Origin of the sequence: Arthrobacter sp. ISL-28 (genome assembly GCF_018613875.1) — a bacterium.
Taxonomy (GTDB): domain Bacteria; phylum Actinomycetota; class Actinomycetes; order Actinomycetales; family Micrococcaceae; genus Arthrobacter.
On sequence record NZ_JAGGPJ010000028.1, the window covers coordinates 64476 to 78897 of the forward strand.

The 14422-nt window shown below is 65.9% G+C and carries 11 protein-coding genes; 2 read left to right on the top strand and 9 right to left on the bottom strand.

Going from position 1 to position 14422, the window contains the following annotated elements; all coding sequences use genetic code 11:
- Window positions 1-104: 104 nt before the first annotated feature.
- Both J7E80_RS18690 and cpaB read left to right on the top strand, forming a co-directional pair.
- The gene (locus J7E80_RS18690) at window positions 105-371 is read left to right on the top strand and encodes an FmdB family zinc ribbon protein (RefSeq protein WP_215053725.1); all 267 of its coding nucleotides are present in this window, start codon (window positions 105-107) and stop codon (window positions 369-371) included.
- A gap of 105 nt (window positions 372-476) precedes the next feature.
- Window positions 477-1217, top strand: a complete 741-nt coding sequence (cpaB, locus tag J7E80_RS18695; RefSeq protein WP_215053726.1) for a Flp pilus assembly protein CpaB — start codon at window positions 477-479, stop codon at window positions 1215-1217.
- A 72-nt stretch (window positions 1218-1289) separates the two neighbouring features.
- Here cpaB and J7E80_RS18700 read toward each other — a convergent pair whose 3' ends face one another.
- From J7E80_RS18700 to J7E80_RS18740, 9 genes are all read right to left on the bottom strand, one after another.
- Window positions 1290-1595 (bottom strand): hypothetical protein, encoded by a 306-nt coding sequence (locus J7E80_RS18700; RefSeq protein ID WP_215053727.1) that lies wholly within the window; start codon window positions 1593-1595, stop codon window positions 1290-1292.
- Window positions 1592-5665 (bottom strand): AAA family ATPase, encoded by a 4074-nt coding sequence (locus J7E80_RS18705; protein ID WP_251037086.1) that lies wholly within the window; start codon window positions 5663-5665, stop codon window positions 1592-1594. Before J7E80_RS18705 ends, J7E80_RS18700 begins: the two co-directional genes overlap by 4 nt.
- A gap of 207 nt (window positions 5666-5872) precedes the next feature.
- Entirely contained in the window at window positions 5873-7462 is a 1590-nt protein-coding gene (gene guaA, locus J7E80_RS18710; protein WP_215053728.1) for a glutamine-hydrolyzing GMP synthase, read from the bottom strand.
- Between the two features lie 75 nt (window positions 7463-7537).
- Entirely contained in the window at window positions 7538-8047 is a 510-nt protein-coding gene (locus J7E80_RS18715) for a DUF3817 domain-containing protein (protein ID WP_215053729.1), read from the bottom strand.
- On the bottom strand, window positions 8044-8922 hold the full coding sequence (locus J7E80_RS18720) for an SURF1 family protein (protein WP_215053730.1): 879 nt from the start codon (window positions 8920-8922) through the stop codon (window positions 8044-8046). Before J7E80_RS18720 ends, J7E80_RS18715 begins: the two co-directional genes overlap by 4 nt.
- Window positions 8923-8990: 68 nt before the next feature.
- Entirely contained in the window at window positions 8991-9479 is a 489-nt protein-coding gene (locus J7E80_RS18725) for a PTS sugar transporter subunit IIA (protein WP_215053731.1), read from the bottom strand.
- A 50-nt stretch (window positions 9480-9529) separates the two neighbouring features.
- Window positions 9530-11281, bottom strand: a complete 1752-nt coding sequence (locus J7E80_RS18730; protein WP_215053732.1) for a glycerol-3-phosphate dehydrogenase/oxidase — start codon at window positions 11279-11281, stop codon at window positions 9530-9532.
- A 91-nt stretch (window positions 11282-11372) separates the two neighbouring features.
- Complete coding sequence (locus J7E80_RS18735) at window positions 11373-12509, bottom strand: GuaB3 family IMP dehydrogenase-related protein (protein ID WP_215053733.1); 1137 nt, start codon at window positions 12507-12509, stop codon at window positions 11373-11375.
- A 60-nt stretch (window positions 12510-12569) separates the two neighbouring features.
- Window positions 12570-14405 carry an ABC transporter ATP-binding protein gene (locus J7E80_RS18740; RefSeq protein WP_215053734.1) on the bottom strand — a complete coding sequence of 612 codons (1836 nt, stop codon included), beginning with the start codon at window positions 14403-14405 and terminating at the stop codon, window positions 12570-12572.
- Between the last annotated feature and the right edge of the window lie 17 nt (window positions 14406-14422).

Genomic DNA, 14422 nt, shown 5'->3' on the forward strand with positions numbered 1-14422 from the left:
CTGCTAATAGGGCTCTTTCCGGCAGGAAGAACCGTCAAGGAACTTCGCGGGAATGGGCGCTTGGCAGCACGGGACCTGTCGTTTGTCCAAGAGGAGGATCTACAGTGCCCACGTATGCCTATGCCTGCAAGGATTGCAGCCATGCCTTTGACATCGTGCAGTCATTCACTGACAGCACTCTGACGTCCTGCCCCGAATGCCAAGGGACCCTGCGCAAGAAGTTCAACAGCGTCGGCGTGGTCTTCAAGGGCTCTGGCTTTTACCGGACAGATTCGCGCGACGCCAAGGGCAGCACGGTCTCATCGGCTCCCGCCGCGCCGGCGCCGGCAGCCGCCGCTCCCTCGACCGCCCCGGCCGCTGCCGCCAGCTGACAGTTCCGCGCTCTCACAGATCGCACTTTTCCACATAGGCCGGGTTTTCCACATAGGGCCGGCAGGCTCTGTCCCCCAGGTACGCGGCTTCCGTAGCGTGGCAGCATGCCAGCTATCGGACTGCTTCCCCTCAAAGCCTCCAGCCCTGTCTCCCGCTCCAACCGGCGTACTGCACGGCCTGGGCCTCCCGGGCGCTCCCGCACCGGCCGACTGCAGGGCTGGCTGAACCGCAACCGCCGCCTTGCCGTTGCGCTGCTGCTGTGTGCGGCGGCAGGAATTGCCGTCCATCAGCTGACGCCGGTACCCTCACACACAGTCTCTGCGCTGGCGGCGGCGCGGGACTTGCCGGCCGGAGCCGCGTTGAGCGGCACCGATCTGGCCGCCATCAACGTTCCGCCGGCCATGCTCTCCGCCGGAACCTTCACCGAACCGGCCGTACTCAACGGAAAGCACCTGGCCGCGCCCCTCCGCAAGGGCCAGCTCCTCACAGATGCCCAGCTGGTGGGTCCCGGTCTGCTCACGGGCGCTCCGCCAGGCTCAGCCGCCGTGCCGCTCAGGATGGCGGACCCTTCCTCCATCCGGCTCGTCTCCCCCGGCCAGCTGGTCACGGTCGTGCTCACAAGCGGCGTGGGTTACGAGCAGAAGTCAGCTTCCAAAGTCCTGGCCACAGGCGTGCCCGTCTTGTGGACTTCCGGGCAGGAGGGCCAGAGCGGCCAGTGGCTTGCCGCTGGCGACTCCGACGGTCTGATGGTGGTCGCTGCCACTCCGGCGCAGGCGACCGCACTGGCGGGAGCGTCAACGCAGGGAAAACTCTTCTTCACGCTCGTGGGCTCCGCCCGCCACTGACAGCGTGGCCCGCGACAGGACCGCGACAACGCGGCGCTGCGACAATGCCTCCCGTAATAATGGCCGAAGCGGCTAACCCCAGTGCGGAGGTTTCTGTTCCTTCAGCCAGGCATCGTGGTCATTGTCGGATTCGGAGTCGCCCCATGCCCGGGGATCGTCCTCGGACGCCTTGTTCGGCACCAGGCCGCCCCGTTTCAGGGCAGCTGCCGTCTTGGCCGGGGCCGAAGGCTTGGCAGGAGTTGAAGAGGCCGAAGTGGAGGGTCCAGCCGGCGCTTCGGCGGGCGGCTTCGAGGGGGCCGCCCCGTCATCAGATGAAGGCGCCGAACCGGGGCGGGATTCATCGCTTGCTGCTCCAGGCCTTCCGTCGCCAGAACTCACTGTGCCCTCTCCTGCCTGTCCGTGGTCTCGACCTCGTAATCCTTCTCGAGGCCGTTTTCACGGCCGCCGCCCGCCTTGTCACGGGTGTCGTCGGGTGCGAGGTCGTGCCGATAGCCGTCACGTTGCATTCCCGCGGGCGAAGGATCGTCCTCTTCCGCGTCCTGGACTCCCTGGCCGGCTTGGTCATCCTGATCCGGGTCGTCACCGTAGAGGCCCTGAACCGGATCCGCGGCAGGCTCGTAGGACTCCTCCTCCAGGCTTGGGACTTCGTCATCGAAGAATCCGAGTGACGCTGCGGACCTGGCTGCCCGGACCGGTTTCTCGAGTCCGAGGTAACCGCCGATCCGGTCAGCGCACGCCGAAGGGTCAGTGAACACCTCAATCGTCCACAGCGGCATGTACCGCCAGCCCAGGCGCTCCAGAAGCTGCGGACGCAACCTGCTGCGTTCGCGGACCGTCATCTGGCGGTACTGCTCCGTCCCGTCAGACTCGATGGCTACCGGGCGGGGAATCTCGGCTTCGTCCTGACCCATGGTGCTCAAAGGGTCGGCCGCAGCCACGACGTCAATGACGCCGTCGTACTGGTGCCAGACGCGCGCCCCGCGGGCCCGGAGACGGTCTCCCAGGTCAGCCACGAGCGGGTCGGCCCCGAGAGCCTGCTCGCTTGCCGCGGCACGGGATGCTGGGGTTCCGAGGTCAGTGTTGCCGGAAATCTCCCGGTCCAGCAGTTCATACAGGTCCACAGCCCCGTGGGCCAGCCGTGTCCTGTCCAGGTCTTCCGGTTTGAAGCAGGTAAGGACGTGCAGCGACTGCCGGGCACGGGTCATGGCCAGGGCAAACTTCGCCCGGCCGCCCTCGGCAGACAGCGGGCCAAAGTTGTGCAGGGCACGCCCGTGGGGTGTCCGGCCATAGCCGGGCGAGAAAATCACGTGGTCGCGGACCAGACCCTGGGCACGCTCCAGATCCACCACCCGGAACGATTCCTCGCCCGCACTGAAGAATCCCGAGAGCATGGGATAGTTCGGAAGCTGCAGCCGGATGGCCTCGCCGATCCTCGCCGCATGGCGCAGGCTCGCCGTGACGACAGCCAGCGACGTCCGCGGGCGCAGGCGGGCGTGCTCGAACACCAGCTCCACCACCCGGTTGACCTCGGCCACGACTGACTCCACGCCCTCGTGGTCCGCGCTCGGCAGTCCGGTGCCGTCCGCCAGGTACTCTACAAGCAGGGCACGGTCCAGCCCCGTGGCGGACTGGCCCTCAGGCAGCCGGCGGAGGCCGCCGTCGTAAAAGCCCTTGCTGAGCTGCAGCACCAGGTCCTCGTCCACCGCGCGGTAGACGGAGTGCAGCCGCCACGTCGGCAGGACGGCGGCCAGGGCGCTGAAGGCACTCTCCACGCTCTGGTGGGTGGGTTCCCCGGCGGCGAGCCGCTCAACGGCCACCGTGAACGTGCGGGGGCTGGCAATCTTGTCATCGCCAAAGGCAATGACCTGCTTGGCCCGGGCCATCGCCGGCAGGACCGCCTGGAGCGAGGTCGCCTCCGCGTCGAGAATCACCACGGCGTCAAATTTCTGCTCAGCCGGGAGCAGCCCCGTCATGAGGTAGGGGCTGACGGACCAGACCGGCACCAGCATGGGAACCAGTGCGGGAGCCTGGGCGGTGAGCGCGGCGAGTGTGACCCGCCCGTCTTTGAGCAGGCTCCGGAGGAGGTCCGCCTGGCGGGGGTTTTCCGCGATCCCGGCGCGCCAGCGCTCGGCCAGCTGCCAGCGCAGGCGCCCCGCGCCGCTGGCGATATGCGCGTTGTCGGCCAGCCGGTATTCGGCCTCCAGCTGGCGCAGGGCGTCACCGTCGGACATGGCGAGGTAATCATCGCCGCTGATCATTGCTTCGAGCGCGGACTGCCACCATGCAAGGTCCAGCTCGGCGGCCACGGATTCAGCGGGAACCTCCCGCTCCGAGAGGTCGGCAAGCAATTCACCCAGGCCGTGCTCACGCATGTTCTCGATGAGAAGAGTGCGCTCGGGCAGGGTCTTGAGCGTCTGGGTGTCGGCCACCAGCCGCTCCAGCCGCTCCATCAGCTCCGGGTAGGCGGTGTTCTCGAGCGCTCCGCCTGCCTGGGTGTGCCGCAGCGCCTCACCGAGCTGCTTGAGCTCACGGGTCAGCCCCCGGTACATGATGCTGATCTCAGCCAGGCCTGATGGCACCGCAGGATGCCGCTGCGTCGTGGCGTACCCGGCCCACAGCGCGCGCTGCTCCTGGACCAGCACCAGCGAATTGTGCAGATCGGAGATGTGCACGCCCGGGCGAACGTATTCCTTGGCCACCCTTCGCAGGCGCGAACGCTGCATGGACGGCATGTCAATGCCCTGTTCTCGCCGCCAGGCCGAAGATGCCGTCGCCGAGATAAGGTCGTGGACGGGCCTGTCGAAGATATCGGGGGTGAACTTGTCCAGGCTCTCCCGGACCGCCACCAGCAGCCTGAGCTGGGTGCCCCATTCGGCAAAATTGGCCCCTAGCCGGATCTCAGCGTGGTCGGCGACCTCCTTCATGCGGCTGTGGAGCACCGGCAGCTTTTTCTCCACCGAGCGCGCCAGCTCCTGCGCCTCTTCCGTCTCCTTGCGCGTCACGAGACGTGCGCCGTGCCAGGGGCTTGATGTGGAGGCACTACTGAAGCTTCCCAGTTCTGCAGCGCGCTTGAGCCGGCCGGCGAGTTCGTCACGGTCGCGGATATTGTCCAGGACGCTCCGCTTGAGCCGGACAGTGGTGGCCGGGGCAGGATGGATCGACGTCAGCTCCGCCAGCGACTGCATGGCCTGGTACGGCGAGCAGCCCCATCGCTCGCGGACGTTGTGCAGCGACGCCACGTGGTCCACCAGCGCATGCCGGTGCTCCGTGAGCGTCTTGTGCAGGTTGCCCAGCTGCGGCTCGGCTGATTTCTCATTCCGGACGATGGCCCGGACCAGCTGTCCCTTGAGCTGCTGGGGCGTAGCGGTGCCGGACAGCTGGAACAGGATGGACTCCAGGCCCAGGCCCTCCAACCGGGCCGCCACTTCGTTGAGGCTGGCCCGCCGGTCCCCCACCACGAGGACAGTTTTGCCTTCGTCCACCAGCGCGCCGATGGTGTTGATGGCCGTCTGCGTCTGGCCGGTGCCGGGAGGACTGCTGACCAGGAGGGAGTCCCCGGCCCGCACAGCATCGATCACGTACTGCTGGTCCGCATCGGCATCGAGCAGGAGCAGCTCGTCGGCCGGGTCCCGCTCGTCCACGCTTGGAAAGCGCCCGAGCTGTAAGTCAGGGACGTCAATAACGTCACCGGACGCGGCACGAACCAGGGACGTCACGAGGGCGTTTTGCTGGTTGATCCACGGGTCGTCAAGGTTGCCGGCGAGGTCAGCAAACGTAGAGACGAGCAGATTGTGCTCTACTTCTGCGCCGTGGATGGGTTTGACGATGGTGCTGATCCTGTCCAGCACGGGCTGGGGATCGAAGCGGGCCGTGCTGTAGGCCATCCGGGTGACAGCGTTGACGTCGAAAACGATGCCGTGGATGGTTTTCAGATGACGGATCAGTGCCGGATTGATGCGGGCCTGTTCCGTGAGCTGAAGCTCGTAGTCATCTTCACCGGGCCTGATGGTCAGGGAGATGGCGGTCAACATGACCGGCGCCGAGACCCGCTGGGGTTTGCCCCCGACGGCGGACGTCCACACCACGGTGCCGGCGGACAGGTACCCGGCTTCGATGCCGCGGTCATTGGCCAGCTCAAAAATCTTGGAGCGGAGGTTCCGGGAGGCGCGGGCAGCGACGACGTACTGCTGGTGGTCACGGATCAGCGTGGACAGCCTGGTGCGGCGTCCCGCCATGAGCTGGGCAAGGCCGGAGGGGTGGGCATGCGTGAGGTCGATGGAACCTTCAGGGGTCTTGGTGAAGCGCAGCATGGTGTCCGCCCCGGTGACAGGCTTAAGCCCGGACAGCCACTTCCTGAGCTCCTCCGAACCCTCTGAGTCGAGCTGACCAACTGACACTACTGCCTTCTTTTCTGCGCTTGCACGTGACGCCTTGGACCATACGGGCATACTTTCGAGCGTAGCCGGAAACGGCCGCACGTGAGAGACCGCAACACTGGAACGGGCTAAGTTGCAGTGCATTTCACCCGGTGCCGGCGGGAGGAACGAGCCCCCGGGCCGCGCACCGGCCGGTCGGCGACCTTGCTGCCGGGCCATACTGCGCCCACTGCACAGCAAAGTGGCCGGCCTCCTTTCGGAGACCGGCCACTCACAACGCTATTCCCACTCGATGGTTCCCGGCGGCTTGCTGGTCACGTCCAGCACCACCCGGTTGACGCCGTCGACTTCATTGGTGATCCGGTTCGAGATCCGGGCCAGGAGATCGTACGGCAGGCGTGACCAGTCAGCCGTCATGGCATCTTCAGAAGACACCGGCCGCAGCACGATCGGGTGGCCGTACGTCCGGCCGTCGCCCTGGACGCCCACGCTGCGGACGTCCGCGAGCAGCACGACGGGCATCTGCCAGACGTCGTTGTCGAGGCCGGCAGCGGTCAGCTCGGCGCGGGCGATGGCGTCCGCCTTGCGCAGCAGGTCCAGTCGCTCCTTGGTGACCTCGCCGACGATCCGGATTCCGAGGCCGGGGCCGGGGAACGGCTGGCGGCCGACGATTTCCTGCGGCAGGCCCAGCTGGGCGCCGACGGCACGCACCTCGTCCTTGAACAGGGCACGCAGCGGCTCGACCAGCTCAAACTGCAGGTCCTCCGGCAGCCCACCCACGTTGTGGTGGCTCTTGATGTTCGCAGCACCCTCGCCGCCGCCTGATTCGACGACGTCCGGGTACAGGGTGCCCTGCACGAGGAACTTGATCTTCTCGCCGTGGGCCGCGGCCTCGGCGATGATGGCGAGCTCGGCCTCTTCGAACGCGCGGATGAACTCGCGGCCGATGATTTTGCGCTTGGTCTCGGGATCGCTCACGCCGGCCAGGGCGGCCTGGAAGCGCTCCTGCTCATTGGCCACGTACAGCTTGACCCCGGTGGCGGCGACGAAGTCGCGCTCAACCTGTTCGGCCTCGCCTTCGCGCAGCAGTCCGTGGTCTACGAAAACACAGGTCAGCTGGTCCCCGACGGCGCGCTGGACGAGCGCGGCGGCCACAGCAGAGTCCACGCCGCCGGACAGGCCGCAGATGACCCGGTCGCTGCCGATCTGCTTGCGGATGCGCTCAACCTGCTCCTCGAGGATGTTGCCCGTGGTCCAGTTCGGCTCGAGCTTGGCGCCCTTGAAGAGGAAGTTCTCCAGGACCTGCTGGCCGTAGGCCGAGTGCTTGACCTCCGGGTGCCACTGCACGCCGTACAGGCACTTTTCCTCGTTGGCGAAAGCGGCTACCGGCGCGCCTGCGGTGGTGGCGAGGACGTCGAAGCCGTCGGGCGCCTCCTGGACGGAGTCACCGTGGCTCATCCAGGTGTTCTGCAGCTCCGGGACACCGGACAGGATGGAACGTGCAGCTCCAACCGCCGTGGCCTCCGTGGAGCCGTACTCGCGCAGTCCCGTCTGGGCAACCTTTCCGCCCAGCGCATTGGCCATCGCCTGGAAGCCGTAGCAGATGCCGAAGACCGGAACGCCTGCCTCGAAGAGGTCGGCGCCGACGCTCGGCGCGCCGTCCGCGTAGACGCTGGAGGGCCCGCCGGAAAGGATGATGGCGGCGGGGTTCTTGGCCAGGAGTTGCTCGGTGGTGTAGGTATGCGGAACCACTTCCGAATACACATTCGCTTCCCGGACGCGGCGGGCAATCAGCTGCGCGTACTGGGCACCGTAGTCAACAACCAGCACCGGCTTCTGGGAAGTCTGGGATGCAGTGGGAGTAGTCACTGTCCTAGACTACTTTGCGCCGTTGCTCCGACGCACCTTGAGGGGCCCTGCTGTGACGCACTAAACGTCCGGCGCCTAGTAGCGGCTGGCCGCCTCCGGGTTTGCTGCGAGTTCGGCATCCACCTCGGCATGGAACTTCTTTTCCACAATGAAGGACAGGAACGGCACCACCCCGCCGAGCGCCAGCAGGATCATCTTGACGAACGGCCAGCGCATCAGCGTCCACAGCCGGAAGTCGGATATGAGGTACACAACATACATCCAGCCGTGGATGATGAGGACGGCCACCGACAGGTTGATGCCGCCGAGCACGCCCTTCGGTTCCGCGTCGGCGAATCCGAAGCCGAACGGCTGGCCGCTCAGGGCGTTGGTTCCGCCCGCGAACAGGTACTGGCCGAAACCATAGCGGGCAACCAGCTCCGCGCAGAGCAGCAGCAGCATGGCGCCGGTGAGGTAGGCCATCACCTTGTAGAACTTCAGGGCGGAGCGGATCTGTGCCTGAGTGCCGCCGAAGCGCCGCTTCTTGGCCCCCGCACCAGCTGAATTCGACGGCTGCGGCTGGATGGCAGGCTTGGGTTCAATCATGGCTGTACCTTTTGTTGGGTCTGTTCTGGATGTGTCTGGTCAGGCTCCGGGTGTCCTGGATCGGCGTGCCCGGGCGCCGCTCCCTCGCTGTCGCTGTCCTCGTGCTCCTCAAGGCTCCGCTGGTAGTCGTCCTTGACCAGCCGCCACCAGATGAAGAGGGCAAAACCAGCGAAGACAATCCATTCCACAGAATAGAAAAGATTGAGCCAGTTGACCTTCGCCGGCGGTGGCTGCGCGCCGATATTGAGGGGTTCGAGTCCGCCAGGGGAGGCGGCGGCACCGACGTCGGACGTTCCGGAAAGCTCGGCAGCGGCCGAAACGAAAGCCGGATAGCTGCTGACGTTCCAGATGTTGATGAGTTCGGCGACGGAAACGGCAGAGGCTTGCCCCGGCGCGGGGGCCGTGCCGGGAAGCGGAGCCTCGGACGGCAGGAGCCGTCCGGTTAGTCTGATAGTGCCCGACGGCGGAGGGCCGGCTTGGGCGGGATCGGCGATCCATCCGCGCGCCACCGGTATCCACGTCTTCGGGGATGTCGCCGCGCCTTTAAGCACGGGGGCGCCGTCGACGGCGAAGGCTGACACGACCCAGTATCCGGTCTCGTCGCCCTTGAGCCGGCCGGGGACGAGGACCTGCTTGGCGGCGTCATAGGTGCCTGTGGCGGTGACCATCTGGTCGGCCACCGAACCGCGGAAGAATTCACCGGGCTGCAGGGTGCCGGTGAGGTTCTTAACTTCCTCCGTAGTGGGGCTGACCGGGACCTCAGGCTGCGTGGACCGGCCGAACTGCCACTGGCTCAGCAGCACAAAGACACCGGAAATGACGATCGCAAAGACCAGGCCTGCGATCCACCGGGGCTGAAGGGCTGTTTTCCACACCCCTTAACCGTACTTCGTCTCCGTGTAGAACAACGAAACGAACGAGGGCAGCCGGACCGGGCCTGCGCCTAGTGATCGAAGAAGACCAGGCTTGAGTTGATCAGCTCCGCAATCACTTCAGCGTCATAAGCGCGGCGCAGCGACTCGCGGAAGGATTCCTTCGACAGGGACCTGGCCAGGGTGGCCAGCACTTCGAGATGGTCCGAGAAGGAGCTCGCCGGAGTGGCGATGAGCAGGACCACGGTGGCCGGTCCGTCGGCCGCGCCAAAGTCGAGGGCTTTGCCGTATTTGGTGATGCCGATGGCGATGGAGGTCCGTGACACAAACTCGCTGCGGGCGTGAGGCAGGCCCACTCCCCCGGGCAGCCCGGTGGCCAGCTGGTGTTCGCGGGCATTGACGTGCTTCAGGAAGCCCTCGAGGTCCGAGATCCTGCCGGCGTCGTAGAGCTTGCGGGCAAGCTGCGTCGACGCGTCCAGCTTGTCCGTTGCGTCCATCTCCAGAATCACCATTTCCGGCGTGGTGAGTTCCGCGTCGTAACGGTCCAGTGGTTCCGCCAAGTGGTGTCCCTTCAGTGAGGCCGGGGCCTCTTGCGCGGCAGGATGCGATCTCAGCGCAGGGGAACGATGTCCTCGACACCCAGGCGGGCAGCGTCTGCTGACTCGTCGTCCGGCTGCTGCTGACTGAGTCTTTCGGCTTCCACCCGCGCAAGGTAGTGCTTGATTTCACTTTCCCGCTGCGCATCGCTCCAGCCAAGAATTTCTCCCATAAGCTTAGCGACTACCGGTGCGGCGGACACACCCCGGTCCCAGGACTCGATGGAAATGCGCGTTCTCCGGGTCAGGACGTCCTGCACGTGCCTGGCGCCTTCATGGGTTGCGGCATAGACAGCCTCGGCCTGCAGATAATCGTCGGCTCCTGGCAGCGGTTCGGCCAGTTCCGGGTTGTCGTGGATGATGGCCAGCACTTCCGGCGCCATGGCCCCGTACCGGTTGAGCAGGTGCTCCACCCGGGCCACGTGCACGCCGGATTCCTCGGCTGTCTTGTTGCGGCGGTTCCAGGCCGCCTTGAATCCGCTGGCGCCGAGCAGCGGAATGGTTTCCGTGCAGCTCGGCGGCACACGTTCATCCATGCTCCGGGTGGCTTCGTCCACCGCGTCCTTGGCCATGACCCGGTAAGTGGTCCATTTGCCGCCCGCCACCACCACGAGCCCGGGCAATGGATGGGCCACAATATGCTCGCGGGACAGCTTGGCCGTTGAGTCGTTTTCACCCGCCAGCAGCGGCCGGAGTCCGGCGTAGACACCCTCGACGTCCTCCCTGGTCAGGGGACGCTTGAGAACGGCGTTCACGTGTTCCAGGATGTAGTCAATGTCCTTGCTGGATGCGGCAGGGTGCGCCTTGTCCAGATGCCAGTCGGTGTCCGTTGTGCCGATGATCCAGTGCCGTCCCCACGGGATGACGAAAAGCACGGACTTCTCGGTCCGCAGGATGAGGCCGACCGTTGACTGGAAGCGGTCCCGGGGCACCACAAGGTGGATGCCCTTCGAGGCGCGGACCTTGAGCTGGCCACGCTCGGTGACCATGGCCTGGGTTTCGTCGGTCCAGACGCCCGTGGCATTGATAATCTGCTTGGCCCGGATTTTGAAGCTGGACCCGTCTTCATGGTTGACGACTTTGGCGCCTACCACGCGCTCGCCCTCGCGGAGGAAGTCGACCACCGCCGTCTGACTGACGGCGTGGGCCCCGTAGTAGGCGGCAGTGCGGACGAGGTTGGCAACGTATCGGGCGTCGTCCACCTGCCCGTCGTAGTAGCGGATGGAGCCCACGTACGCATCGTCCTTGAGGCTGGGTGCCGCCCGCAGCGTTCCGCGCCGCGTCAGGTGTTTGTGGAACGGCACGCCGCGTTTGTGGCCGCCGGAGATGGACATGAGGTCGTAGAGGGCAATGCCCGCCCCGACGTAGGGCCGCTCAAGGAATGGCTTGGACAGCGGATAGAGGAACGGGACGGGACGCGCGAGGTGCGGCGCCAGCTCCGAAAGGAGCAGTCCCCGTTCCTGCAGTGCCTCCTTGACGAGCCCGAAGTCCAGCATCTCCAGGTACCGCAGCCCGCCGTGGATGAGCTTGGAGGAGCGGGACGAGGTTCCCGCGGCCCAGTCATTCTGTTCCACGATGCCGACGTTCAGCCCCCTCGTGACGGCGTCAAGGGCAGCACCCGTGCCGACGATGCCGCCGCCGACGATGAGGATGTCGAGTTCCTTGCCCGGCTCCGCCGTGGCCTTGAGCGCTGCGAGGGAGGCTTCACGTGCCTCCGGCCCCAGGGCGCCTTGGAGTACGTTCGGACCACCAGCGAAACTGATCATGATAGGCCTCCATCGTCATCGAACGTTGTAGTTCACCAGACTACTTCTTACCTCTGCCGATGGGCAGGGCACGGGGAGGAGGCGAAACGGGTCAGTTCCCGGCGTACGGCGACACCACGACGTCGACCCGCTGGAACTCCTTGAGGTCCGAGTAGCCCGTGGTTGCCATGGAGCGGCGCAGCGCTCCGATCAGGTTGGACGTGCCGTTGGTGTGGTGGCCGGGCCCAAAAAGGACCTCTTCAAGCGGGCCCACGGTGCCGACGTTGACCCGATCGCCGCGCGGCGATTCCAGGTGGTGGGCCTCCTGGCCCCAGTGCCAGCCCTTGCCCGGCGCCTCTTCGGCACGAGCCAGTGCACTACCGAGCATGACGGCGTCGGCGCCCATGGCCATCGCCTTGACGATATTGCCGGAAAAGCCCATGCCGCCGTCGGCAATGACATGGACATAGCGCCCGCCGGACTCGTCCATGTAGTCGCGGCGCGCGGCGGCGACGTCGGAAATGGCGGAGGCCATCGGCGAGTGGATGCCGAGCGCGCGGCGGGTGGTGGTGGTGGCACCGCCGCCGAAACCGACCAGGACGCCGGCAGCACCAGTGCGCATGAGGTGCAGTGCCGGCGTGTAGCCGGCGGCGCCGCCCACGATGACGGGGACGTCGAGTTCGTAGATGAACTGCTTGAGGTTCAGCGGCTCGTGGTCTTTCGAGACATGCTCGGCGGAGACCGTGGTTCCGCGGATGACGAAGATGTCGACGCCGGCCGCCAGCACGGTCTTGTAGTGTTCCTGTGTGCGCTGGGGCGTCAGGGAACCAGCGACTGTGACACCGGCGGCCCGGATTTCAGCCAGCCGGGACGTGATGAGATCGGGCTGGATGGGTGCCCGGTAGAGCTCCTGCATCCTGCGGGTGACGGCGGGCCTGTTGGTTTCGTCCTCGAGCGCCGCGATCTGGTCCAGGACTGCTTGGGGGTCCTCATAACGGGTCCACAGACCTTCCAGGTCCAGGACTCCGAGGCCGCCGAGCCGTCCCAGGGCGATGGCCGTCGCGGGCGACATGGCGGAATCCATCGGCGCGGCGATGACCGGCATGTCGAACTGGTAGGCGTCGATCTGCCATGAGACGGATACGTCCTTGGGGTCACGCGTACGACGGTTGGGGACGATCGCGATGTCATCCAGGGAGTAGGCACGACGCCCACGCTTGCCACGGCCAATCTCAATCTCGTAAGTCACTGCTCTAGGTTATCCCAGCGAACGTGCCTGGCACCGATGCCGGCTCCGTGGCTGCGCCCGTCAGACTCCCTCATCCACGCTCAGCTGGGACTCGAACATCCTGAAGTAGCGTCCCCGCAGGGCCACCAACTCCTTGTGCGTACCCTGTTCCACGAGCATGCCGTCCTCCAGCATGTAGACGATGTCAGCCTTTTCGATCGTGGCGAGGCGGTGGCTGATCGCGATGATCGTGCTGCCGCGGTCTGCGAAGAGCCTTGTGAAGATGCGGTGCTCGGCAAGGGCGTCGATGGCCGAGGTGGGTTCGTCCATCACCATAAAGGAGGCGTTCCGGTAGAAGTTCCGCGCCATGGCCAGCCGCTGCCACTGCCCGCCGGAGAGTCCGCTCCCCTTCCGTCCCCGCGGGTCCTCCATCCAGTTGCTGACATGGTTGTCGAGGCCGTTCGGAAGCCGGCTAATGAAGTCCAGCGCTTCGGCGTCCGCGGCCGCTTGCCGGATCCGGCCGTCGTCGCGGGGTGAATCAACGTCCCCGAAGTAGATGTTCTCCGCGGCCGTGGCGAACTCGTACCTGAGGAATTCCTGGCTGAGCACTGCCAGGTGGCGGTGCCAGGAGGTGACGTCGACGGCGGCGAGATCGACGCCATCGAGCAGCACCTGCCCCGAATCGGGCCGGTAGAGTCCGGCAAGAATCCGGATCAGAGTGGACTTGCCCGCGCCGTTCTCCCCCACGATCGCGATGTGCTGCCCCTCCCTGATGGTCATGCTGATTCCCTTGATGACCTCCAGATCGCTGCCCGTGTAAGTGAACCGGATATCGCGCAGCTCCACCTCCTTCGGCGCGCCCAGGACCGGCGGTGAATGGTCGGAGTGCACCGGCAGTGCCATGAACAGTTCGTAATCCTTGAGGTTCGCCAGGTCCTCGTCAATGGAGCTCAGGGAGGAGACGAGGTTGTTGGCGGTGGAGAGGGCGCGGCTGACGATCTGCTGCACGTAAAGGAACTGGCCCACGGGCTGGGCGCGGGCGATGATCTGGCCGACCACCCAGATCAGGGACACGACTTCGGCACCGTACTGCAGGGCGTCCGCCGCGAGCTGCTTGGGGATGTAGCGCTTCTGGAAGTCGAGCCTGCGCCGCTCGTCCGCATCGCGCAGCCTGGAGCGGAGCCCCATGAGGTAGCCCACGATGCCGTACAGGCGCATTTCGGCAATGTGCTGCGGGCGCAGCAGGTTGGTCTCGATCATCCGCCGCTGCCGGCGTGAGTCCACCTGCGTGTTCCAGTGCGCGATCTGTTCGCGGGAGAGTTTGAACTGCAGGTACACACTGGGAACAATCGCGACGAGGACAATCACGGCGATCCACCAGCTGACCAACAGCAGCGCCCCGACCGCGAGGATCACGGAGACCAACTGCGTGAAGATCGCGGCAATCCGGTCCAGGACCCGGGCATAGGAATCGGAGAACCTCTTGGCGCGGTCGTAGAGGTCCACCGTCTCCTTGTCGTCGTAGCGCCAGAATTCCAGTGCGAGGAAGCGCTCGTACATCAGATCGCCCACAATCGCCCCCACCTTGAAGCTCATGAGCTGCTGGATATAGCGGTCCACACTGCTGAATCCGCCCCAGAAAAGACCGAGGGCAGCGGTGATGATGACATAGACGATCGCTTGCTGGCCTGCCGCCGGGTCGCCGGAATACGCGGCGGCCAAAGCGGTGGTGGTCAGGGCTGCGAAGTACGTGGTGACGAGCGGCAGCGCCGCGGAAATCAGTGAGCCCGCGACTTTCATCACGACGGCGGCGGGTAACGCCCGGAAACTGACCCGCAGCACCTGTGCCACCGCACGCGCATAGGGCCTCAGTGCGAGCTTGCGCCGGGGCTCGCGGGCGGGAAGGAGCTCGGCCATGGCTTCAGCCTAGTCCC